Raw genomic sequence first — 19441 nt, forward strand, 5'->3', positions numbered from 1 at the left:
CGCCCTTCAGACACTGCGAGGAGTTTAGGCCTTGAAAGACTTATTGAACCTGCTCAAGTCCCAGGGACAGATTGAAGAGTTCGATTCCCTTCGAATCGGCTTGGCATCACCGGAGATGATCCGGTCCTGGTCCTACGGCGAAGTAAAAAAGCCGGAAACCATTAACTACCGTACGTTCAAGCCTGAGCGTGACGGCCTTTTCTGCGCCAAGATCTTTGGCCCGGTCAAGGACTACGAGTGCCTGTGCGGCAAGTACAAGCGCCTCAAGCACCGTGGTGTCATCTGTGAGAAGTGCGGCGTGGAAGTGGCTTTGGCCAAGGTCCGTCGCGAGCGCATGGGTCACATCGAACTGGCCTCGCCTGTCGCGCACATCTGGTTCCTCAAGTCGCTCCCTTCCCGGATCGGTTTGCTGCTGGACATGACTCTGCGTGACATCGAACGCGTGCTGTATTTCGAATCCTACCTGGTTATCGAACCTGGTATGACCACGCTTGAAAAAGGTCAGCTGCTGAACGACGAGCAGTACTTTGAAGCGCTGGAAGAATTTGGCGATGACTTCGATGCCCGCATGGGCGCTGAGGCGATCTTCGAATTGCTCTCGGCGATGGATCTGGTCCACGAGATTGCTGTGCTGCGTGAAGAGATTCCGCAGACCACTTCGGAAACCAAGATCAAGAAGCTGTCCAAGCGTCTGAAATTGATGGAAGCCTTCCACGGTTCCGGGAACAAGCCCGAGTGGATGGTGCTGACTGTGTTGCCAGTACTGCCACCGGATCTGCGTCCGCTGGTACCACTGGATGGTGGCCGCTTTGCGACCTCGGATCTGAACGATCTGTATCGCCGCGTGATCAACCGTAACAACCGTCTTAAGCGTCTGCTGGATCTGTCTGCGCCGGATATCATCGTGCGCAACGAAAAGCGCATGTTGCAGGAATCGGTAGATGCGCTGCTGGATAACGGTCGTCGTGGCCGTGCCATCACGGGTACCAACAAGCGGCCGCTGAAGTCCCTGGCTGACATGATCAAGGGTAAGCAGGGTCGCTTCCGTCAGAACTTGCTGGGTAAGCGCGTTGACTACTCCGGTCGTTCCGTGATCGTGGTAGGTCCGACCCTGCGTCTGCACCAGTGTGGTCTGCCGAAGAAAATGGCGCTTGAACTGTTCAAGCCGTTCATTTTCGGCAAGCTGGAGCATCGTGGTCTGGCGACTACCATCAAAGCTGCGAAGAAGATGGTCGAGCGCGAACTGCCAGAAGTATGGGACATTCTCGCTGACGTGATCCGCGAGCACCCCGTACTGCTGAACCGTGCGCCGACACTTCACCGTCTGGGTATCCAGGCGTTCGAACCGGTTCTGATTGAAGGCAAGGCGATTCAACTGCACCCGCTGGTCTGTGCTGCCTACAACGCCGACTTTGACGGCGACCAGATGGCTGTACACGTTCCGCTGACCCTTGAGGCTCAGTTGGAAGCGCGTGCACTGATGATGTCGACCAACAACATCCTGTCCCCGGCCTCCGGCGAGCCGATCATCGTGCCGTCGCAGGACGTGGTATTGGGTCTGTATTACATGACGCGCACACGCATCAACGCCAAAGGCGAAGGCATGCGTTTCAGCGGCGTCAATGAAGTTGAGATGGCTTACCGCAGTGGTCAGGTCGAGCTCCATGCGCTGGTCAAGGTGCGTATCACCGAGACCGTCAAGCACAAGGACGACAGCTGGACTACCGAGACCCGTATCGTGGATACCACGGTCGGCCGTGCGTTGCTGTTCCAGATCCTGCCCAAAGGCTTGCCCTATGAGCTGGTGGATCAGCCGCTGAAGAAGAAGGCGATTTCCAAGCTGATCAACCAGTGCTACCGCGTGGTTGGTCTGAAGGAAACCGTTATCTTCGCTGACCAGTTGATGTATACCGGTTTCGCCTACTCGACCATTTCCGGTGCTTCCATTGGTGTGAATGACTTCGTCATCCCCGATGAGAAGGCGCACATCATTGATGCGGCCACCGAAGAAGTGAAAGAGATTGAAGATCAGTACGCCTCGGGTCTAGTGACCCAGGGCGAGAAGTACAACAAGGTGATCGACTTGTGGTCCAAGGCCAACGACGAGATCTCCAAGGCGATGATGGACAACCTGAAATCCACTCGCGTGCTGGATCGTGACGGCAAGGAAGTGGAGCAGGAATCCTTCAACTCGATGTACATGATGGCTGACTCCGGGGCCCGGGGTTCGGCTGCGCAGATTCGTCAGCTGGCGGGTATGCGGGGTCTGATGGCCAAGCCGGACGGCTCAATCATCGAAACGCCGATTACCGCCAACTTCCGTGAGGGCTTGAACGTACTTCAGTACTTCATCTCTACTCACGGTGCCCGTAAGGGTCTGGCAGATACAGCATTGAAGACCGCCAACTCCGGTTACCTGACCCGTCGTCTGGTTGACGTGGCCCAGGATCTGGTGATCACCGAGACCGATTGCGGCACTGATCGCGGTCTGGTCATGGCGCCGCACATTGAAGGCGGTGACATCGTGGAGCCGCTGGGTGAGCGCGTACTGGGTCGTACCATTGCCCGTGACGTGATCAAGCCCGGCAGCGACGAAGTCATTGTTCCTGGTGGCACGCTGATCGACGAGAAGTGGGTTGAGTTCCTCGAGCTGAACAGCGTCGACGAAGTGATCGTGCGCTCGCCGATCAGCTGTGAAACCCGCTATGGCGTTTGCCGTACCTGTTACGGTCGCGACCTGGCTCGTGGTCACCTGATCAACATCGGTGAGGCAGTGGGTGTTATCGCTGCGCAGTCGATTGGTGAGCCGGGTACCCAGCTGACCATGCGTACGTTCCACATCGGTGGTGCGGCCAGCCGGACTTCCGCTGCGGACAGCGTTCAGGTTAAAGCAGCCGGTGTCATCCGTCTGCACAACCTCAAGCACGTTGAGCGCGCCGATGGTTGCCTGGTGGCAGTATCGCGTTCCGGTGAGTTGGCCTTGGCCGATGAGTTCGGTCGTGAGCGTGAGCGTTACAAGCTGCCCTACGGCGCGGTTATTTCGATCAAGGAAGGCGAGAAAGTGACCGCCGGCCAGGTCGTTGCCAAGTGGGATCCGCACACTCACCCCATCGTCACCGAGATCTCCGGTACCGTGGCCTTCTTTGGTATGGAAGAGAACATCACCATCAAGCGTACCGCTGATGAGTTGACTGGTCTGACCAACCTGGAAGTCATGGATGCCAAGGATCGTCCGGCAGCCGGCAAGGACATCCGTCCGGCCGTGAAGCTGGTGGACGAGAAGGGCAAGGAATTGCTGTTGCCGGGTACTGATGTACCTGCGCAGTACTTCCTGCCGGCCAACGCGCTGGTCAACCTGTCTGATGGTGCCAAGGTGAACGTGGGTGACGTTGTTGCCCGTATTCCCCAGGAAACCTCCAAGACCCGTGACATCACTGGTGGTCTGCCGCGTGTTGCCGACTTGTTCGAAGCACGTCGTCCGAAGGAGCCTTCGATTCTGGCGGAAATCAGCGGCACGATTTCCTTCGGCAAGGAAACCAAGGGCAAGCGTCGTCTGGTCATTACCCCGACTGACGGCAGCGAGCAGTACGAAGAGCTGATTCCGAAATGGCGTCACCTGAACGTGTTCGAAGGTGAGCAGGTTACTAAGGGTGAAGTTATTTCCGATGGTCCGAGCAATCCGCACGATATCCTGCGTTTGCTGGGTGTCAGCGCGCTGGCCAAGTACATCGTCAACGAAATTCAGGACGTGTACCGCCTGCAGGGTGTGAAGATCAACGATAAGCACATCGAGGTGACCATTCGCCAGATGCTGCGCAAGGTCGAAATCACTGACACCGGTGATTCCAACTTCATCAAGGGCGATCAGGTCGAACTGACCCACGCCCTGGAAGAGAACGAATCGTTGGCCAAACAGGACAAGTTCCTGGCCAAGTACGAGCACGTTCTGCTGGGTATCACCAAGGCGTCGCTGTCGACCGAATCGTTCATCTCCGCGGCTTCCTTCCAGGAAACCACGCGGGTACTGACCGAGGCTGCCGTTACTGGCAAGAGCGATCACCTGCGCGGCCTGAAAGAGAACGTGGTTGTGGGTCGTCTGATCCCGGCCGGTACTGGTCTGGCTTACCATGCCGAGCGCAAGCGTCAGCGCATGGCAGACAAACCAGCCAAGGTAAGTGCGGTAGAAATCGAACAGGCACTGTCCGATGCATTGAATTCGGGTAATGACTGATTAGGCTGTCGGCGCCCTCGGGCGCCGCTGACCTTGACGAGCGGGGCCGGTCTCTATAGAATTCCGTACCCCTAAAATTGGCGGGGCGCCTTGTCCTGCCATTTTTTATTTAATATGTCTGATAGACATCAGTGGAGTTTTGCTAGATGGCGACAATTAACCAGCTGGTTCGCAAGCCGCGTAAGCGCGTTGCTGAAAAAAGCGACGTGCCAGCGCTGCAGAACTGCCCGCAGCGTCGTGGTGTGTGTACACGTGTATACACAACTACGCCGAAGAAGCCGAACTCGGCTCTGCGTAAAGTCTGCCGTGTCCGTTTGACCAACGGCTACGAAGTTTCATCCTATATCGGTGGTGAAGGTCACAACCTGCAAGAGCACAGCGTCGTACTGATTCGCGGCGGCCGTGTGAAGGATTTGCCAGGTGTGCGTTACCACACTGTTCGCGGTTCTCTGGATACCTCAGGTGTCAAAGACCGTCGTCAGGGTCGTTCCAAGTACGGCGCCAAGCGTCCGAAGTAAAGTTGAATTCATTTTTCCTGAGTCGATAAGAGTAAGGTCAGGCGTAACCAGATGGTTATGGTCCTGGGCTAACCTGAAGACCGTTTGAGGGCTTATCATGCCAAGACGTCGCGTAGCAGCAAAACGTGAGATCCTGCCAGAACCAAAGTACGGCAGCCAGATTCTCGCCAAATTTATGAACCACGTAATGGAAAGCGGCAAGAAAGCTGTCGCTGAAAGCATCGTTTACGGTGCCCTGGACAAGGTCAAGGAACGTACCAAGACCGAAGATCCCGTTGAGCTGTTCGAAAGAGCGCTTGATGCCATTGCGCCGCTGGTTGAAGTTAAATCCCGTCGTGTCGGCGGTGCCACCTATCAGGTGCCGGTTGAAGTGCGTCCCTCCCGTCGTAACGCTTTGGCGATGCGTTGGTTGGTTGATGCTGCCCGTAAGCGTGGCGAGAAGTCCATGGCTTTGCGTCTGGCTGGTGAGCTGGTCGATGCGTCTGAAGGTAAAGGCGCCGCGGTTAAGAAGCGTGAAGATGTGCATCGTATGGCTGAAGCCAACAAAGCCTTCTCTCACTATCGCTTCTAATCTAAGCGACTCAGGAGAATATTGTGGCCCGTGTAACGCCTATTAATCTGTACCGGAATATTGGTATTTGCGCGCATGTAGATGCGGGCAAAACCACGACTACGGAACGGATTCTGTTTTACACCGGCGTCAACCACAAGATGGGTGAGGTGCACGATGGTGCAGCCACCATGGACTGGATGGCGCAGGAGCAGGAGCGGGGGATCACCATTACCTCCGCTGCTACGACGGCCTTCTGGGAAGGTTCTGAGAAGCAGTATCCGCGCCATCGGGTCAATATTATCGATACCCCCGGTCACGTCGACTTCACTATCGAGGTAGAGCGCTCGCTGCGCGTCCTCGATGGTGCGGTCGTGGTGTTCTGTGGTACCTCGGGTGTTGAGCCGCAGTCTGAAACCGTATGGCGTCAGGCGAACAAGTACGGTGTGCCGCGGCTGGTCTATGTCAACAAGATGGACCGCCAAGGTGCTAATTTCCTGCGTGTAGTCGAGCAGATCAAGCAGCGCCTGGGGCATACCCCGGTGCCGATCCAGCTGGCTATTGGCTCGGAAGAAAATTTCGTCGGCCAGGTTGATCTCCTGCGCATGAAAGCCATCTACTGGAACGATGATGACAGTGGTATGGCTTTCCGGGAGGAAGAGATTCCGGCGGACATGCTCGAGATGGCGAAGAAGTATCGTGAGCAGATGATAGAAGCCGCAGCGGAAGCCAATGAAGAGCTGATGAACAAGTATCTGGAAGGCGGCGAGCTGACCAACGATGAAATCAAGGCTGGTTTGCGTCAGCGAACCTTGGCCTCCGAGATCGTTCCGGCTGTCTGTGGTAGTTCGTTCAAGAACAAGGGTGTGCCTTTGGTTCTGGACGCTGTCATTGATTATCTTCCTGCGCCTGATCAGGTGGTTGCGATCAAGGGTGTGCATCCCGATGACGAAGAGAGGGTCGACGAGCGTCATGCAGATGATGCCGAGCCTTTCTCTGCGTTGGCGTTCAAGATCGCTACGGACCCCTTCGTGGGCACGCTGACGTTCGTCCGGGTTTACTCCGGCGTGCTGTCTTCCGGTGACTCGGTGCTGAACTCGGTCAAAGGCAAGAAAGAGCGTGTTGGTCGTATGGTGCAGATGCATGCAAACACCCGCGAAGAGATCAAGGAAGTGCTGGCTGGTGACATTGCCGCGTTGATCGGCATGAAAGACGTCACCACCGGGGACACGCTGTGCTCTCATGAGAAGCCAATTATTCTAGAGCGCATGGAGTTTCCCGAGCCGGTTATTTCCGTCGCGGTGGAGCCGAGAACCAAAGCTGACCAGGAAAAGATGGGCATCGCACTGGGTAAGCTTGCCCAGGAAGATCCGTCTTTCCGTGTGCGTACTGATGAAGAGTCCGGGCAAACCATTATCTCCGGTATGGGCGAATTGCACCTGGATATTCTGGTTGACCGCATGAAGCGTGAGTTCGGTGTGGAGGCCAATATCGGCAAGCCGCAGGTGGCTTACCGTGAAGCGATCCGCAACAAGTGTGAAATCGAAGGCAAGTTCGTTCGTCAGTCTGGAGGTCGCGGTCAGTACGGTCACGTATGGATCCGCTTCGAGCCTTCCGATGAGGCAGCTGACGGTCTGGTCTTCGTCAATGAAACAGTTGGTGGCTCTGTGCCTCGGGAATATATTCCTGCGGTGCAAAAAGGCATCGACGAGCAGATGAAAAACGGCGTTCTCGCTGGTTATCCCCTGCTTAACTTGAAGGCAACCCTGTTCGACGGTTCCTTCCACGACGTTGACTCGAATGAAATGGCATTCAAGATTGCCGCTTCTATGGCCACCAAGCAATTGGCCAATAAAGGCGGTGCTGTTTTGCTCGAGCCGATGATGAAAGTAGAAGTAGTTACCCCGGAAGATTACATGGGTGACGTAATGGGCGACCTGAACCGTCGTCGCGGTCTGGTACAAGGTATGGAAGATTCCGTTTCCGGTAAGGTGATCCGCGCTGAGGTTCCGCTTGGTGAGATGTTCGGTTACGCCACGGATGTACGCTCAATGTCCCAGGGGCGTGCGAGCTACTCTATGGAGTTTTCGAAGTACTCCGAAGCGCCAATGAACATCGCCGAAGCAATCATCAAGAAGCAAGGCTAACTTGAACCAAAGCTAAACAAAGAGGTTATCTATCGTGGCTAAAGAAAAATTTGAACGTAAAAAACCGCACCTTAACGTGGGCACCATCGGTCACGTTGACCATGGCAAAACCACTCTGACTGCAGCGCTGACCCGCGTTTGTGCTGAAGCTTACGGCGGATCCGCCCGTGGCTTCGATCAAATCGACAACGCGCCGGAAGAAAAGGCTCGCGGTATCACCATCAACACCTCGCACGTAGAGTACGATTCCCCGACTCGTCACTACGCGCACGTTGACTGCCCTGGTCACGCTGACTATGTGAAGAACATGATCACCGGTGCTGCGCAGATGGACGGCGCTATCCTGGTTTGTTCCGCTGCTGACGGCCCTATGCCGCAGACTCGTGAGCACATCCTGCTGTCCCGTCAGGTAGGCGTTCCTTACATCGTCGTGTTCCTGAACAAGGCTGACATGGTTGATGACGAAGAGCTGCTGGAACTGGTCGAGATGGAAGTGCGTGATCTGCTGAGCACTTACGACTTCCCAGGCGACGACACGCCAATCATCATCGGCTCTGCGCTGATGGCTCTGAACGGCGAAGACGGCAACGAAATGGGTACTACTGCTGTCAAGAAGCTGGTCGAGACTCTGGATTCCTACATTCCTGAGCCCGAGCGTGCCATCGACAAGCCGTTCCTGATGCCAATCGAAGACGTCTTCTCCATCTCTGGTCGCGGTACTGTTGTGACTGGTCGTGTAGAGCGCGGCATCGTCAAGGTTCAGGAAGAAGTGGAAATCGTCGGTATCAAAGATACCGTCAAGACTACTTGTACTGGCGTTGAGATGTTCCGCAAGCTGCTGGACGAAGGTCGTGCCGGTGAGAACGTCGGTGTACTGCTGCGCGGTACCAAGCGTGAAGACGTAGAGCGTGGTCAGGTACTGGCCAAGCCGGGCACTATCAAGCCGCACACTCAGTTCGAAGCTGAAGTGTACGTGCTGGGCAAGGACGAAGGCGGCCGTCACACTCCGTTCTTCAAAGGCTATCGCCCACAGTTCTACTTCCGTACTACTGACGTGACTGGTTCGTGCGAACTGCCAGAAGGCGTTGAGATGGTCATGCCTGGCGACAACGTCAAGCTGGTCGTCACCCTGATCGCTCCGATCGCCATGGAAGATGGTCTGCGCTTCGCAATTCGCGAAGGCGGCCGTACCGTTGGTGCCGGCGTGGTTGCCAAGATTATCGCCTGATAATCTGGGCCATAAGCAAAAGCCCCCTTTTTAAGGGGGCTTTTGTATTTAGGTTGACAGTGGGTGGTCGCATCAGTAGAATTGCGCCTCCCTTGGATGGGCCTACCCGATGTTCGGGTGAGCTCTGAAGAATTGAAGCTTGGAGTTTCTGGTCAAATGCAGAACCAACAGATTCGTATTCGGTTGAAGGCTTTTGATCACCGCCTGATAGATCAATCAACCCAGGAAATCGTGGATACCGCGAAACGTACTGGGGCTCAGGTCCGTGGTCCAATTCCTTTGCCGACTCGCAAAGAGCGTTTTACAGTGCTGGTTTCCCCGCACGTCAATAAAGATGCCCGTGATCAGTACGAGATCCGCACCCATAAAAGGGTTTTGGATATCGTTCAGCCTACCGACAAGACTGTCGATGCGCTGATGAAGCTGGACCTGGCAGCTGGCGTTGAGGTTCAGATCAGCCTCGGCTGATAGTCCCATACGACGGGGGCTATAAGTCGTGTAACGCCCTGCAATGGGCGGCCATAGCGGGTAATAGCCCCGTGCACTCATGAGGTTTAAAGAATGACTATTGGATTAGTCGGCCGGAAATGCGGTATGACCCGCGTTTTCACTGAAGATGGTGTTTCCATACCGGTTACGGTTGTTGAAGTTGAGCCGAACCGCGTCACACAGGTTAAATCCCTGGATACTGATGGCTACCAAGCCGTTCAGATCACCGTTGGTGAGCGTCGCGTTAGTCGCGTCAGCAAGCCGATGGCCGGGCATTTCGCCAAAGCCAATACCGCGGCTGGCCGTCGCGTCTGTGAATTCCGCTTTGAAGAAGGCGAGTTTGCTGCTGGCTCCGAAATCACCGTGAGCATTTTTGAAGCGGGTCAGATGGTTGATGTAACTGGTCAGTCCAAAGGTAAGGGCTTTGCCGGTACGATCAAGCGTTGGAACTTCCGCGGTCAAGATGCGACCCACGGTAACTCTGTATCGCACCGCGTTCCTGGCTCTATCGGCCAGTGCCAGACCCCAGGTCGGGTATTCAAGGGCAAGAAAATGGCTGGTCACATGGGTGCTGAGCAAGTGACCGTGCAGACCCTTGAAATCGTCCGCGTTGACGCCGAACGTAACCTGCTGTTGATCCGGGGCTCTGTCCCAGGCGCACCAGGTAGCGACGTCATTGTCCGCCCGGCTGTCAAGGCCAAGGGTTAAGGGGGAGTTACCATGAATCTGAATGTAGCTGGTGCAAACGCGATCGAAGTATCTGATCTGACTTTTGCCACCGAGTTTAATGAAACCCTGGTACACCAAGCCGTTGTTGCTTATATGGCTGGTGGGCGTCAGGGTACCAAGCAGCAGAAGACCCGTGCTGGCGTATCCGGTGGCGGCAAGAAGCCCTGGCGTCAGAAGGGTACCGGTCGTGCCCGTGCTGGCACCATCCGCAGCCCAATCTGGCGCGGGGGCGGTACCACTTTTGCAGCTCGTCCACAGAACCATGAGCAGAAGCTGAACAGGAAGATGTACCGGGGCGCACTGCGCTCGATCCTGTCCGAGCTGATCCGCCTGGACCGTCTGGTAGTGGTTGAAGAGTTCTCTATGGAAGCTCCCAAGACCAAGGCCCTGGTAGGCATGCTCAAGGATTTGAATCTGGACAACGTGTTGATCGTTACTGACAGCCTTGACTCCAATCTGTACCTCGCTGCGCGCAACCTGCCGCATGTCGATGTACGTGATGTGCAGGGTTCAGATCCGGTCAGTCTGATCGCTTACGACAAGGTACTGATCACCGTACCTGCTGTTAAGAAGTTCGAGGAGATGCTGGGATGAACCAAGAGCGCATTTTCAAAGTACTGCTTGGCCCGCATGTATCCGAGAAGGCTACCGTGCTGGCTGACAGCAAGAACCAGTTCGTGTTCAAGGTGGAAACCACCGCGACCAAGCTGGAAATCAAAAAGGCTGTCGAGCAACTGTTCAGCGTCAAGGTCAAGACTGTTGCGACCTTGAACGTTAAGGGCAAGACCAAGCGAACCGTTCGCGGCCTGGGCAAGCGTAGTGACTGGAAGAAGGCGTACGTCAGCCTGCAGCCTGGTCAAGACATCGATTTTGCCAGCGCTGATAAGTAAGGGGTAAATCATGGCAATTGTTAAATGTAAACCTACTTCCCCTGGCCGCCGCTTCGTAGTCAAGGTCGTTAACTCCGACCTGCACAAGGGTGCTCCATATGCACCTCTGGTCGAGAAGCAAGGCAAAACGGGTGGTCGTAACAATAATGGTCGCATTACCACGCGTCATCGTGGGGGCGGGCATAAGCAACACTACCGTCTGGTCGATTTTCGTCGCAACAAGGATGGCATTCCAGCCACCGTTGAGCGCATCGAATACGATCCGAACCGTACCGCTCACATCGCGCTGCTGATGTATGCAGATGGCGAGCGTCGTTACATCATCGCACCCAAGGGTGTGAGCGCTGGAGACCAACTGGTCTCAGGTGCAGAGTCGCCGATTAAGCCCGGTAACTCCTTGCCGCTGCGTAATATTCCGGTGGGTAGCACCATCCACGCGATCGAACTGAAGCCCGGTAAAGGCGCTCAGGTTGCTCGTAGTGCCGGTGCTTCCGTACAGCTGGTTGCTCGTGAAGGTGCCTATGTGACAGTTCGCCTGCGTTCCGGCGAAATGCGCAAAGTGCTGGGCGAGTGCCGTGCCACCCTGGGCGAAGTGTCCAACGGTGAGCACAGCCTGCGTTCATTGGGTAAGGCTGGCGCCAAGCGCTGGCGCGGTGTTCGTCCGACCGTTCGTGGTGTTGCCATGAACCCGGTAGATCACCCGCACGGTGGTGGTGAAGGCCGTACTTCCGGTGGTCGCCACCCAGTATCGCCATGGGGCTTCCCGACCAAGGGTGCCAAGACTCGGTCCAACAAGCGCACGGACAAGATGATTGTCCGCCGCCGCAGCAAGTAAGGGGATACGACAGTGCCGCGTTCTCTAAAGAAAGGTCCTTTTATCGATCTTCACCTGTTAAAGAAGATCGAAGTGGCAGTTGAGAAGAACGATCGCAAGCCAATCAAGACTTGGTCGCGCCGTTCTATGGTCCTGCCGCAAATGGTTGGTTTGACCATTGCTGTTCATAACGGTCGTCAGCATGTTCCGGTTATTGTTTCGGAAGATATGGTCGGCCACAAGTTAGGCGAATTTTCTGCAACGCGTACCTATCGTGGTCACGTGGCAGACAAGAAAGCCAAGCGCTAAGGGGTTAGAAGATGGAAGTTGCCGCTACACATAAAGGCGCCCGCCTCTCTGCCCAGAAAGCGCGCTTGGTCGCCGACCAGATCCGCGGAAAGAAAGTGGATGAGGCCCTGAACCTGCTGAAATTCAGCAACAAGAAGGCCGCTGAAGTCATCAAGAAGGTACTCGAGTCGGCTATTGCCAACGCCGAGCACAATGATGGCGCAGACGTGGATGACCTTAAGGTGTCCACCGTGTTTGTCAACGAGGGTCGCTCTTTGAAGCGCATCATGCCACGTGCCAAAGGCCGTGCTGATCGCATCGTAAAGCGGTCTTGTCATATCACGGTCAAGGTTGCTGACAAGTAGGGAGTCGATCACATGGGTCAGAAAGTACATCCGATAGGCATCCGCCTCGGTATTGTTAAACAGCACACTTCGGTGTGGTACGCAGAAGGCCGCACTTACGCGGACTATCTGAATACGGATCTGAAAGTACGCGAGTACGTTCAGACCAAATTGAAAAGCGCTTCGGTCAGCCGCGTTGATATTCAGCGCCCGGCACAAACCGCCAAGATCACCATTCACACTGCCCGTCCAGGCATCGTGATTGGTAAGAAGGGCGAGGATGTCGAGAAGCTGCGTCAGGAACTGACCAAGCAAATGGGCGTGCCCGTGCACATCAACATCGAAGAGATCCGCAAGCCGGAGCTCGACGGTGCACTGGTTGCACAAAGCGTTGCTCAGCAGCTCGAGCGTCGCGTTATGTTCCGTCGTGCTATGAAGCGCGCAGTACAGAACGCCATGCGTATCGGCGCCAAGGGTATCAAGATCCAGGTAAGCGGCCGCCTCGGCGGTGCTGAAATTGCCCGGACCGAATGGTACCGCGAAGGTCGTGTGCCTTTGCACACCCTGCGCGCCGACATCGACTACGCGACGGCTGAAGCCCACACCACATACGGTGTGATTGGCGTCAAGGTTTGGATTTTCAAAGGCGAGATCATTGGTGGTCAGCCTGAAGAAACCAAAACTGCCGCTCCCAAGAAAAAAGCTGCTAAGTAAGGGGTACGCACATGTTACAACCCAAGCGTACGAAGTTCCGCAAGCAAATGACTGGCCACAACCGTGGCCTGGCACTTCGCGGTAGTAAGGTGAGCTTTGGCGAATATGCATTGAAAGCCGTTGGCCGTGGTCGTTTGACCGCGCGCCAGATCGAGGCAGCACGTCGTGCCTTGACCCGTCACGTTAAGCGTGGCGGTAAGATCTGGATTCGTGTATTCCCGGACAAGCCGATCTCCAAGAAGCCGTTGGAAGTTCGGATGGGTAAAGGTAAGGGTAATGTCGAGTACTGGGTTGCCCAGATTAAGCCTGGCAAAGTCCTGTATGAGATTGAAGGTGTTTCCGAAGAGTTGGCGCGTGAGGCTTTCGCTCTCGCTGCTGCCAAGCTGCCTCTCGCTACCACCTTTGTTAAGCGGACGGTGATGTGATGAAAGCAACTGAACTTCGTGAAAAATCTGCTGAGCAGCTCAATGAGCAGCTGCTCACCCTGCTGCGTGATCAGTTCAATCTGCGCATGCAGAAGGCAACCGGTCAACTCGGTCAGAGCCACCTGCTGAAGCAGGCCAAGCGTGATATCGCCCGAGTCAAGACCGTGCTCAACCAGAAAGGTGGTAACTGATCATGGCCGAGACACAAACAGTAAGTACCGTCACCGGCCGTGTGGTCAGTGACAAGATGGATAAAACCATTACTGTCGTCATCGAGCGCCAGGTAAAGCACCCGCTGTACGGTAAGTACATGCGCCGCTCTACCAAGCTGCATGCGCACGATGAAAACAACGAATGCCGCATTGGCGATACTGTCACCATTAAGGAAACCCGTCCCTTGGCCAAAACCAAGAGCTGGACCCTGGTGCAGATCGACGAGCGCGCGGAACAAGTTTAAAGCCCCGCGCGTTTGCGGATTTTTTAAGGGTCGGAGAAAGTTATGATTCAGACTCAATCCATGCTGGAAGTAGCAGACAACAGTGGTGCACGTCGCGTTATGTGTATCAAGGTTCTGGGCGGTTCTCACCGCCGCTACGCCGGCATTGGCGATATCATCAAGGTGACCGTGAAGGAAGCGATTCCCCGCGGCAAAGTAAAGAAAGGTCAGGTGCTCAACGCGGTCATCGTGCGTACCCGTCACGGTGTACGCCGTACGGACGGTTCGCTGATCCGTTTTGATGGCAACGCTGCCGTTCTGCTCAATAACAAAAATGAGCCGATCGGTACCCGCATCTTTGGGCCAGTGACGCGTGAACTGCGTAATGAGCAGTTCATGAAGATCGTTTCCCTCGCGCCCGAAGTGCTGTAAGGAGCCCGGTCATGCAAAAGATTAAACGTGAAGACGAAGTAATCGTCATCGCCGGCAAGGATAAAGGTAAGCGCGGCAAGGTCCTCAAGGTCCTGGCTGATCAACGCCTGCTGATTTCCGGCGTCAACATTATCAAGCGGCACACCAAGCCTAATCCAATGGCTGGTTCGCAAGGCGGTATTGTTGAAAAGGAGGCGCCAATCCACGTCTCCAACGTGGCAATCTTCAACGCCGCGACTAGCAAAGCCGATCGTATCGGTTTCAAGGTCGAAGACGGTAAGAAGGTTCGTATTTTCAAGTCGACGCAAAAAGCCGTCGACGCTTGAGAATCTAGGTGCTTACCATGGCAAGATTGAAAGAACTGTACCGGACTACTCTCGTTCCACAGATCCAGGAAGAACTGGGCCTGAAGAACGTGATGGAAGTGCCGAAACTCACCAAAATCACCCTTAACATGGGTCTTGGTGAAGCTGTTGGTGATAAAAAAATCATCGAAACCGCAATGGCTGACCTGGAGAAGATCACGGGCCGTAAAGGCATCGTGACCTACGCTCGTAAGTCGATCGCTGGTTTCAAGATTCGTGACGGCTGGCCGATTGGTGTCAAGGTTACCTTGCGCCGCGAACAGATGTACGAATTCCTGGATCGCCTGCTGTCGATCTCTCTGCCGCGTGTGCGTGACTTCCGTGGCCTGAACGCGAAATCGTTCGATGGCCGTGGTAACTACAGCATGGGCGTCAAGGAACAGATCATCTTCCCGGAAATCGATTATGACAAGATCGACGTTCTGCGTGGTCTGGACATTACTTTGACCACCACTGCCCGGACGGATGACGAAGGCCGCGCGCTCCTGCGTGCGTTCAAGTTCCCGTTCCGTAACTAGGAGTCTAGGTAATGGCTAAAGTCAGCATGAAAAACCGCGAGGCCAAGCGCACTCGTATGGTTGCCAAGTACGCTGCAAAGCGTGCTGAAATCAAGGCTATCATTGGCAACATCAACGCGTCTGTTGAAGACCGTTGGAATGCCCAGGTAGCTTTGCAAAAACTGCCGCGCGATGCCAGCCCGGTTCGTCAGCGTAACCGCTGCCGCATCACTGGTCGTCCGCACGGTGTATATCGCAAGTTTGGCCTGAGCCGTATCAAGTTGCGTGAAGCAGCTATGCGCGGTGACGTCCCCGGTCTGGTTAAAGCCAGCTGGTAAACCAGACCTTAATTACTCAGTTTCAGGAGCACAAAGCCCATGAGTATGCAGGACCCGTTAGCTGATATGCTAACCCGCATCCGTAATGCCCAGATGGCTGAAAAGTCCAGTGTCAGCATGCCTTCGGCAAAGCTGAAGGTGGCTGTCGCCAAAGTATTGAAAGAAGAAGGTTACGTAGCCGGTTATGACGTGCAGGGCGAAGCAAAGCCTGTACTGTCAATCGAGCTGAAGTACTTCGAGGGCAGGCCGGTAATTGAAGATATCAAGCGCGTAAGCCGTCCAGGTCTGCGTCAGTACAAGTCCGTTGACCAGATTCCTAAGGTCAAGGGTGGATTGGGTGTATCGATTGTCTCCACCAACAAAGGTGTTATGACTGATCGTTCCGCTCGCGCTGCCGGTATCGGCGGTGAAGTGCTCTGTACCGTATTCTGATAGGGGGTTACGATGTCTCGCGTCGCTAAAGACCCTGTCAAATTGCCACAGGGCGTAGAAGTCAAACTGAACGGTCAGGACATTTCCGTCAAGGGCGCCAAAGGCACTCTGGATCTGAACCTGCACTCGACAGTCGAAGTTGTTCAGGAAGACGGTGAGCTGCGGTTCGCCGCCCGTCCGGGCAGCGTCAATATGGCCATGGCCGGTACCACGCGTGCGTTGGTACAGAACATGGTTACCGGTGTCACAGACGGCTTTGAGCGCAAGCTGCAGCTGGTTGGTGTTGGTTACAAAGCGCAGGCCAAAGGGCAGGTTCTGTCCCTGGCGCTGGGTTTTTCCCACCCGATCGAGTATCAGTTGCCTGAAGGTGTTTCCGCGGAAACCCCCAGCCAGACTGACATCATCATTAAAGGTATCGACAAGCAGCTGGTCGGTCAGGTAGCCGCGGAAATTCGTGATTTCCGTCGTCCCGAACCCTATAAGGGCAAGGGTGTTCGCTACACCGACGAGATCGTGCGTCGTAAAGAAGCCAAGAAGAAGTAGGGCATAGCAAATGAGCGATAAAAAAGTTATTCGTCTCCGTCGCGCTCGCCGTTCGCGTTTGAAGCAGCGCGAGCTGGAAGCCGTACGTCTGTGCGTGTACCGTTCTTCGCAGCACATGTACGCACAAGTGATCGCAGCTGATGGCGCCACTGTTTTGGCCAGCGCTTCCACGCTGGACTCCGATTTGCGCAGTGGCAACACTGGCAATATCGAAGCCGCCAAGAAAGTCGGTTTGCTGGTAGCTGAGCGCGCCAAGGCCGCCGGTGTAAGTCAGGTCTCCTTTGACCGTTCCGGCTTCAAGTATCATGGCCGCGTGAAAGCGCTTGCCGACGCCGCTCGTGAAGGCGGGCTGGAATTCTAAGGGTAGAGCTATGGCTAATTTCGAGCAAAAGCGCGACGAAGGTTACATTGAGAAACTCGTTCAAGTTAACCGCGTTGCCAAAGTAGTAAAAGGCGGCCGTATCTTCGCTTTCACCGCACTCACTGTAGTCGGCGATGGCAAGGGTCGCGTGGGTTTCGGTCGTGGTAAGGCGCGTGAAGTGCCTGCCGCTATCCAGAAAGCCATGGAAGCTGCACGTCGTAACATGATCCAGGTGGACCTTAACGGTTCAACTTTGCAATATCCGGTTAAAGCTGCACATGGTGCCTCCAAGGTATACATGCAGCCTGCTTCCGAAGGTACCGGCGTTATCGCTGGTGGCGCCATGCGCGCCGTCCTGGAAGCTGCTGGTGTGCATAACGTACTGGCCAAGTGTTACGGTTCCACCAATCCGGTCAACGTCGTCCAGGCCACTTACAAGGGCCTGAAATCCATGCAGTCGCCTGAGTCAGTAGCGGCCAAGCGTGGCAAGACCGTCGAAGACATCGTGGGGTAAGCTGTCATGGCTAATGCAACAATCAAAGTGACCCTGTTCAAAAGTGTTGTTGGGCGCCTGCCGAACCACAGACTCTGCGTCAAGGGTCTGGGTCTGCGTCGCATCAATCACACTGTCGAGGTCGAAGATACTCCGGCCGTTCGTGGGATGATCAATAAGGTCTCCTACATGGTTCGGGTAGAGGGTTAAGACATGAAATTGAATGATCTGCGTTCCGCGCCAGGTGCACGCCGTAACAAGCTGCGCGTTGGCCGTGGTATTGGTAGCGGCCTGGGCAAGACTGCCGGTCGTGGTCACAAAGGTCTGAGCTCACGTTCCGGCGGCACTGTTGCCCCCGGTTTCGAGGGTGGTCAGCAGCCTTTGCATCGTCGTCTGCCGAAGTTTGGTTTTACTTCGAAGATTGCGATGGTGACTGCCGAGATCCGCACCAGCGAGCTGAACAAGCTGGATGCTGACGTTATCGACCTGCAGGCTCTGAAAGATGCCAATATCATTGGCAACAAGTTTGTACGTGCCAAGATCGTCCTGTCCGGCGACATGACCAAAGCGGTCAACGTCAAAGGGCTGATGGCCACCAAAGGTGCGCGTGCAGCAATCGAAGCAGCTGGCGGCAAGTTCGAGGAATAAATGGCTAAGCAAGGCGCTCTCTCAGGAATCAAACAAGGCGGCTTAACGGAACTGTGGACGCGTCTGCGTTTTCTGTTCCTGGCGATCATTGTTTACCGCATCGGGGCGCATATCCCTGTTCCCGGTATCAACCCTGATCGTCTGGCTGATCTGTTCAGACAGAATGAGGGGACCATACTTAGCTTGTTCAACATGTTCTCGGGTGGTGCACTGGAGCGGATGAGTATCTTCGCTCTGGGCATCATGCCGTACATCTCTGCATCGATTATCATGCAGCTGATGACGGCGGTGAACCCGTCCCTTGAGCAGTTGAAAAAGGAAGGTGAATCCGGGCGTCGCAAGATTGCCCAGTACACCCGCTACCTGACTCTGGTTCTGGCGTTAATCCAGGCCGTCGGCATGTCGGTGGGTCTAGCTAGTCAGGGTGTTGCCTTCGATACTGGCTTTGGCTTTTACTTCCTGGCGGTGACCACTTTTGTGGCCGGCGCCATGTTCATGATGTGGCTGGGCGAGCAGATTACCGAGCGCGGTATTGGTAACGGTATATCCATGCTTATCTTTGCCGGCATTGTGGCGGGGCTGCCTAGCGCGGTCGGGCAGTCGTTTGAGGCGGCTCGTCAGGGTGATATCAACATCTTCGCCCTGATTGCCATTGCGTTGCTGGCGATTGCGATGATTGCCTTTGTGGTCTTTGTTGAGCGCGGGCAGCGGCGGATCACCGTCAACTATGCCAAGCGTCAGCAGGGCCGCAAGGTGTTTGCCGCGCAAACCAGCCATTTGCCGCTGAAGGTCAACATGGCAGGTGTTATTCCGGCGATTTTTGCCAGTAGCATTCTGCTGTTCCCGGCTTCGCTGGGTACCTGGTTCGGTCAGGGTGAAGGTCTGGGTTGGCTGCAAAGCATCTCCCAGTCTCTGGCCCCAGGCCAGCCGTTGAACATTATTCTGTTTAGTGCAGGGATCATTTTCTTCTGCTTCTTCTATACAGCGCTGATGTTCAATCCGAAAGATGTGGCTGAAAATCTCAAGAAGTCAGGTGCGTTTATTCCTGGCATCCGCCCAGGCGAACAGTCTGCCCGGTACATTGATGGTGTGTTGACACGCCTGACCATGTTCGGTGCCCTGTACATGACCGCGGTCTGTTTGTTGCCGCAGTTCCTGGTGGTGTCGGCCAATGTGCCCTTCTACCTGGGTGGGACTTCACTGCTGATCGTCGTAGTGGTTGTGATGGACTTCATGTCCCAAGTACAATCGCACCTCGTTTCTCAGCAGTACGAGTCTCTTTTGAAGAAATCCAACCTGAAAGGCTATGGCGGCAGCGGTATGCTGCGCTGAGTTTTTAGGTTCTAGGAGTCTGTTATGAAAGTTGCAGCATCAGTCAAGAAGCTTTGCCGTAACTGCAAGTTGGTACGTCGCAATGGTAGCGTTCGTGTCATCTGCAGTGCTGAGCCCCGTCACAAGCAGCGCCAGGGTTAATAATCCCTCTAGTTGATTGTCGACTACGTCTCAGGATAACCGCCACTCGGCCAGAT

Annotated in this window: 28 protein-coding genes; all 28 read left to right on the forward strand. The window is 55.2% G+C overall.

The window, feature by feature from the left end; genetic code table 11:
• Positions 1-31 precede the first annotated feature (31 nt).
• The 28 genes from rpoC to rpmJ all read left to right on the forward strand — a co-directional run bounded on the left by rpoC (position 32) and on the right by rpmJ (position 19385).
• On the forward strand, positions 32-4231 hold the full coding sequence (gene rpoC / locus EAO82_RS03480; RefSeq protein WP_096346672.1) for a DNA-directed RNA polymerase subunit beta': 4200 nt from the start codon (positions 32-34) through the stop codon (positions 4229-4231).
• 146 nt (positions 4232-4377) lie between these two features.
• Positions 4378-4749, forward strand: a complete 372-nt coding sequence (rpsL, locus tag EAO82_RS03485) for a 30S ribosomal protein S12 (protein ID WP_022964798.1) — start codon at positions 4378-4380, stop codon at positions 4747-4749.
• 97 nt (positions 4750-4846) lie between these two features.
• The gene (rpsG, locus tag EAO82_RS03490) at positions 4847-5320 is read left to right on the forward strand and encodes a 30S ribosomal protein S7 (protein WP_096346671.1); all 474 of its coding nucleotides are present in this window, start codon (positions 4847-4849) and stop codon (positions 5318-5320) included.
• A 23-nt stretch (positions 5321-5343) separates the two neighbouring features.
• Positions 5344-7446: an elongation factor G gene (gene fusA, locus EAO82_RS03495; RefSeq protein WP_096346670.1), complete on the forward strand. Its 2103-nt coding sequence runs from the start codon at positions 5344-5346 to the stop codon at positions 7444-7446.
• A gap of 34 nt (positions 7447-7480) precedes the next feature.
• Positions 7481-8674, forward strand: coding sequence for an elongation factor Tu (tuf, locus tag EAO82_RS03500; RefSeq protein ID WP_153274263.1), 1194 nt, complete (start codon positions 7481-7483; stop codon positions 8672-8674).
• Between the two features lie 156 nt (positions 8675-8830).
• Positions 8831-9142, forward strand: coding sequence for a 30S ribosomal protein S10 (gene rpsJ, locus EAO82_RS03505; RefSeq protein WP_028614853.1), 312 nt, complete (start codon positions 8831-8833; stop codon positions 9140-9142).
• Positions 9143-9235: 93 nt separating this feature from the next.
• Positions 9236-9871, forward strand: a complete 636-nt coding sequence (rplC, locus tag EAO82_RS03510; protein ID WP_028614854.1) for a 50S ribosomal protein L3 — start codon at positions 9236-9238, stop codon at positions 9869-9871.
• Between the two features lie 12 nt (positions 9872-9883).
• On the forward strand, positions 9884-10486 hold the full coding sequence (gene rplD, locus EAO82_RS03515) for a 50S ribosomal protein L4 (RefSeq protein ID WP_096348038.1): 603 nt from the start codon (positions 9884-9886) through the stop codon (positions 10484-10486).
• A complete protein-coding gene (gene rplW, locus EAO82_RS03520) occupies positions 10483-10782 on the forward strand; it encodes a 50S ribosomal protein L23 (protein ID WP_096348039.1) in 300 nt (99 codons plus the stop codon). Before rplD ends, rplW begins: the two co-directional genes overlap by 4 nt.
• Before the next feature lie 10 nt (positions 10783-10792).
• Positions 10793-11617 (forward strand): 50S ribosomal protein L2, encoded by an 825-nt coding sequence (rplB, locus tag EAO82_RS03525; RefSeq protein ID WP_022962874.1) that lies wholly within the window; start codon positions 10793-10795, stop codon positions 11615-11617.
• 12 nt (positions 11618-11629) lie between these two features.
• On the forward strand, positions 11630-11905 hold the full coding sequence (gene rpsS / locus EAO82_RS03530; RefSeq protein WP_022962875.1) for a 30S ribosomal protein S19: 276 nt from the start codon (positions 11630-11632) through the stop codon (positions 11903-11905).
• 11 nt (positions 11906-11916) lie between these two features.
• Positions 11917-12249: a 50S ribosomal protein L22 gene (gene rplV, locus EAO82_RS03535; RefSeq protein ID WP_022962876.1), complete on the forward strand. Its 333-nt coding sequence runs from the start codon at positions 11917-11919 to the stop codon at positions 12247-12249.
• 12 nt (positions 12250-12261) lie between these two features.
• The gene (gene rpsC / locus EAO82_RS03540; RefSeq protein WP_096348040.1) at positions 12262-12942 is read left to right on the forward strand and encodes a 30S ribosomal protein S3; all 681 of its coding nucleotides are present in this window, start codon (positions 12262-12264) and stop codon (positions 12940-12942) included.
• 11 nt (positions 12943-12953) lie between these two features.
• Positions 12954-13367, forward strand: a complete 414-nt coding sequence (rplP, locus tag EAO82_RS03545) for a 50S ribosomal protein L16 (RefSeq protein ID WP_096348041.1) — start codon at positions 12954-12956, stop codon at positions 13365-13367.
• Positions 13367-13558, forward strand: a complete 192-nt coding sequence (gene rpmC / locus EAO82_RS03550; RefSeq protein WP_022962879.1) for a 50S ribosomal protein L29 — start codon at positions 13367-13369, stop codon at positions 13556-13558. The genes rplP and rpmC overlap by 1 nt, the downstream gene beginning before the upstream one ends.
• A gap of 2 nt (positions 13559-13560) precedes the next feature.
• Complete coding sequence (gene rpsQ / locus EAO82_RS03555) at positions 13561-13824, forward strand: 30S ribosomal protein S17 (RefSeq protein ID WP_022962880.1); 264 nt, start codon at positions 13561-13563, stop codon at positions 13822-13824.
• A gap of 42 nt (positions 13825-13866) precedes the next feature.
• Positions 13867-14235: a 50S ribosomal protein L14 gene (gene rplN, locus EAO82_RS03560; RefSeq protein ID WP_096348042.1), complete on the forward strand. Its 369-nt coding sequence runs from the start codon at positions 13867-13869 to the stop codon at positions 14233-14235.
• A gap of 11 nt (positions 14236-14246) precedes the next feature.
• On the forward strand, positions 14247-14561 hold the full coding sequence (gene rplX / locus EAO82_RS03565) for a 50S ribosomal protein L24 (RefSeq protein ID WP_096348043.1): 315 nt from the start codon (positions 14247-14249) through the stop codon (positions 14559-14561).
• A 17-nt stretch (positions 14562-14578) separates the two neighbouring features.
• Complete coding sequence (rplE, locus tag EAO82_RS03570) at positions 14579-15118, forward strand: 50S ribosomal protein L5 (RefSeq protein WP_096348044.1); 540 nt, start codon at positions 14579-14581, stop codon at positions 15116-15118.
• Positions 15119-15129: 11 nt separating this feature from the next.
• Complete coding sequence (rpsN, locus tag EAO82_RS03575) at positions 15130-15435, forward strand: 30S ribosomal protein S14 (protein WP_022962884.1); 306 nt, start codon at positions 15130-15132, stop codon at positions 15433-15435.
• Between the two features lie 39 nt (positions 15436-15474).
• The gene (gene rpsH, locus EAO82_RS03580; protein ID WP_096348045.1) at positions 15475-15867 is read left to right on the forward strand and encodes a 30S ribosomal protein S8; all 393 of its coding nucleotides are present in this window, start codon (positions 15475-15477) and stop codon (positions 15865-15867) included.
• Between the two features lie 12 nt (positions 15868-15879).
• Positions 15880-16410 carry a 50S ribosomal protein L6 gene (rplF, locus tag EAO82_RS03585; RefSeq protein WP_096348046.1) on the forward strand — a complete coding sequence of 177 codons (531 nt, stop codon included), beginning with the start codon at positions 15880-15882 and terminating at the stop codon, positions 16408-16410.
• Positions 16411-16420: 10 nt separating this feature from the next.
• The gene (gene rplR, locus EAO82_RS03590; protein ID WP_022962887.1) at positions 16421-16771 is read left to right on the forward strand and encodes a 50S ribosomal protein L18; all 351 of its coding nucleotides are present in this window, start codon (positions 16421-16423) and stop codon (positions 16769-16771) included.
• 10 nt (positions 16772-16781) lie between these two features.
• Complete coding sequence (rpsE, locus tag EAO82_RS03595) at positions 16782-17285, forward strand: 30S ribosomal protein S5 (protein ID WP_096348047.1); 504 nt, start codon at positions 16782-16784, stop codon at positions 17283-17285.
• A gap of 6 nt (positions 17286-17291) precedes the next feature.
• Positions 17292-17474 carry a 50S ribosomal protein L30 gene (gene rpmD, locus EAO82_RS03600; RefSeq protein WP_096348048.1) on the forward strand — a complete coding sequence of 61 codons (183 nt, stop codon included), beginning with the start codon at positions 17292-17294 and terminating at the stop codon, positions 17472-17474.
• A gap of 3 nt (positions 17475-17477) precedes the next feature.
• Entirely contained in the window at positions 17478-17912 is a 435-nt protein-coding gene (gene rplO / locus EAO82_RS03605; RefSeq protein WP_022962890.1) for a 50S ribosomal protein L15, read from the forward strand.
• Entirely contained in the window at positions 17913-19244 is a 1332-nt protein-coding gene (gene secY, locus EAO82_RS03610) for a preprotein translocase subunit SecY (protein WP_096348049.1), read from the forward strand.
• A 24-nt stretch (positions 19245-19268) separates the two neighbouring features.
• Positions 19269-19385, forward strand: a complete 117-nt coding sequence (gene rpmJ, locus EAO82_RS03615; RefSeq protein WP_084672050.1) for a 50S ribosomal protein L36 — start codon at positions 19269-19271, stop codon at positions 19383-19385.
• The last annotated feature ends 56 nt before the right edge of the window (positions 19386-19441 follow it).

The sequence above is a fragment of the Halopseudomonas pelagia genome, assembly GCF_009497895.1.
GTDB lineage: Bacteria > Pseudomonadota > Gammaproteobacteria > Pseudomonadales > Pseudomonadaceae > Halopseudomonas > Halopseudomonas pelagia_A.

Bases quoted from the DNA above. Each gene is read 5' to 3' on its own strand.
- rpsE (WP_096348047.1), top strand. From the start codon at position 16,782: ATGGCTAATTTCGAGCAAAAGCGCGACGAAGGTTACATTGAGAAACTC.
- rpsG (WP_096346671.1), top strand. From the start codon at position 4,847: ATGCCAAGACGTCGCGTAGCAGCAAAACGTGAGATCCTGCCAGAACCA.
- rplD (WP_096348038.1), top strand. From the start codon at position 9,884: ATGAATCTGAATGTAGCTGGTGCAAACGCGATCGAAGTATCTGATCTG.
- rplC (WP_028614854.1), top strand. From the start codon at position 9,236: ATGACTATTGGATTAGTCGGCCGGAAATGCGGTATGACCCGCGTTTTC.
- rplE (WP_096348044.1), top strand. From the start codon at position 14,579: ATGGCAAGATTGAAAGAACTGTACCGGACTACTCTCGTTCCACAGATC.
- rpsN (WP_022962884.1), top strand. From the start codon at position 15,130: ATGGCTAAAGTCAGCATGAAAAACCGCGAGGCCAAGCGCACTCGTATG.
- rplP (WP_096348041.1), top strand. From the start codon at position 12,954: ATGTTACAACCCAAGCGTACGAAGTTCCGCAAGCAAATGACTGGCCAC.
- rplN (WP_096348042.1), top strand. From the start codon at position 13,867: ATGATTCAGACTCAATCCATGCTGGAAGTAGCAGACAACAGTGGTGCA.
- rpmJ (WP_084672050.1), top strand. From the start codon at position 19,269: ATGAAAGTTGCAGCATCAGTCAAGAAGCTTTGCCGTAACTGCAAGTTG.
- rplO (WP_022962890.1), top strand. From the start codon at position 17,478: ATGAAATTGAATGATCTGCGTTCCGCGCCAGGTGCACGCCGTAACAAG.
- rpmD (WP_096348048.1), top strand. From the start codon at position 17,292: ATGGCTAATGCAACAATCAAAGTGACCCTGTTCAAAAGTGTTGTTGGG.
- rpsC (WP_096348040.1), top strand. From the start codon at position 12,262: ATGGGTCAGAAAGTACATCCGATAGGCATCCGCCTCGGTATTGTTAAA.
- rplV (WP_022962876.1), top strand. From the start codon at position 11,917: ATGGAAGTTGCCGCTACACATAAAGGCGCCCGCCTCTCTGCCCAGAAA.
- rpsH (WP_096348045.1), top strand. From the start codon at position 15,475: ATGAGTATGCAGGACCCGTTAGCTGATATGCTAACCCGCATCCGTAAT.
- rplR (WP_022962887.1), top strand. From the start codon at position 16,421: ATGAGCGATAAAAAAGTTATTCGTCTCCGTCGCGCTCGCCGTTCGCGT.
- rplX (WP_096348043.1), top strand. From the start codon at position 14,247: ATGCAAAAGATTAAACGTGAAGACGAAGTAATCGTCATCGCCGGCAAG.
- rplF (WP_096348046.1), top strand. From the start codon at position 15,880: ATGTCTCGCGTCGCTAAAGACCCTGTCAAATTGCCACAGGGCGTAGAA.
- rpsJ (WP_028614853.1), top strand. From the start codon at position 8,831: ATGCAGAACCAACAGATTCGTATTCGGTTGAAGGCTTTTGATCACCGC.
- rpsQ (WP_022962880.1), top strand. From the start codon at position 13,561: ATGGCCGAGACACAAACAGTAAGTACCGTCACCGGCCGTGTGGTCAGT.
- rpmC (WP_022962879.1), top strand. From the start codon at position 13,367: ATGAAAGCAACTGAACTTCGTGAAAAATCTGCTGAGCAGCTCAATGAG.
- rplW (WP_096348039.1), top strand. From the start codon at position 10,483: ATGAACCAAGAGCGCATTTTCAAAGTACTGCTTGGCCCGCATGTATCC.
- secY (WP_096348049.1), top strand. From the start codon at position 17,913: ATGGCTAAGCAAGGCGCTCTCTCAGGAATCAAACAAGGCGGCTTAACG.
- rpsL (WP_022964798.1), top strand. From the start codon at position 4,378: ATGGCGACAATTAACCAGCTGGTTCGCAAGCCGCGTAAGCGCGTTGCT.
- rplB (WP_022962874.1), top strand. From the start codon at position 10,793: ATGGCAATTGTTAAATGTAAACCTACTTCCCCTGGCCGCCGCTTCGTA.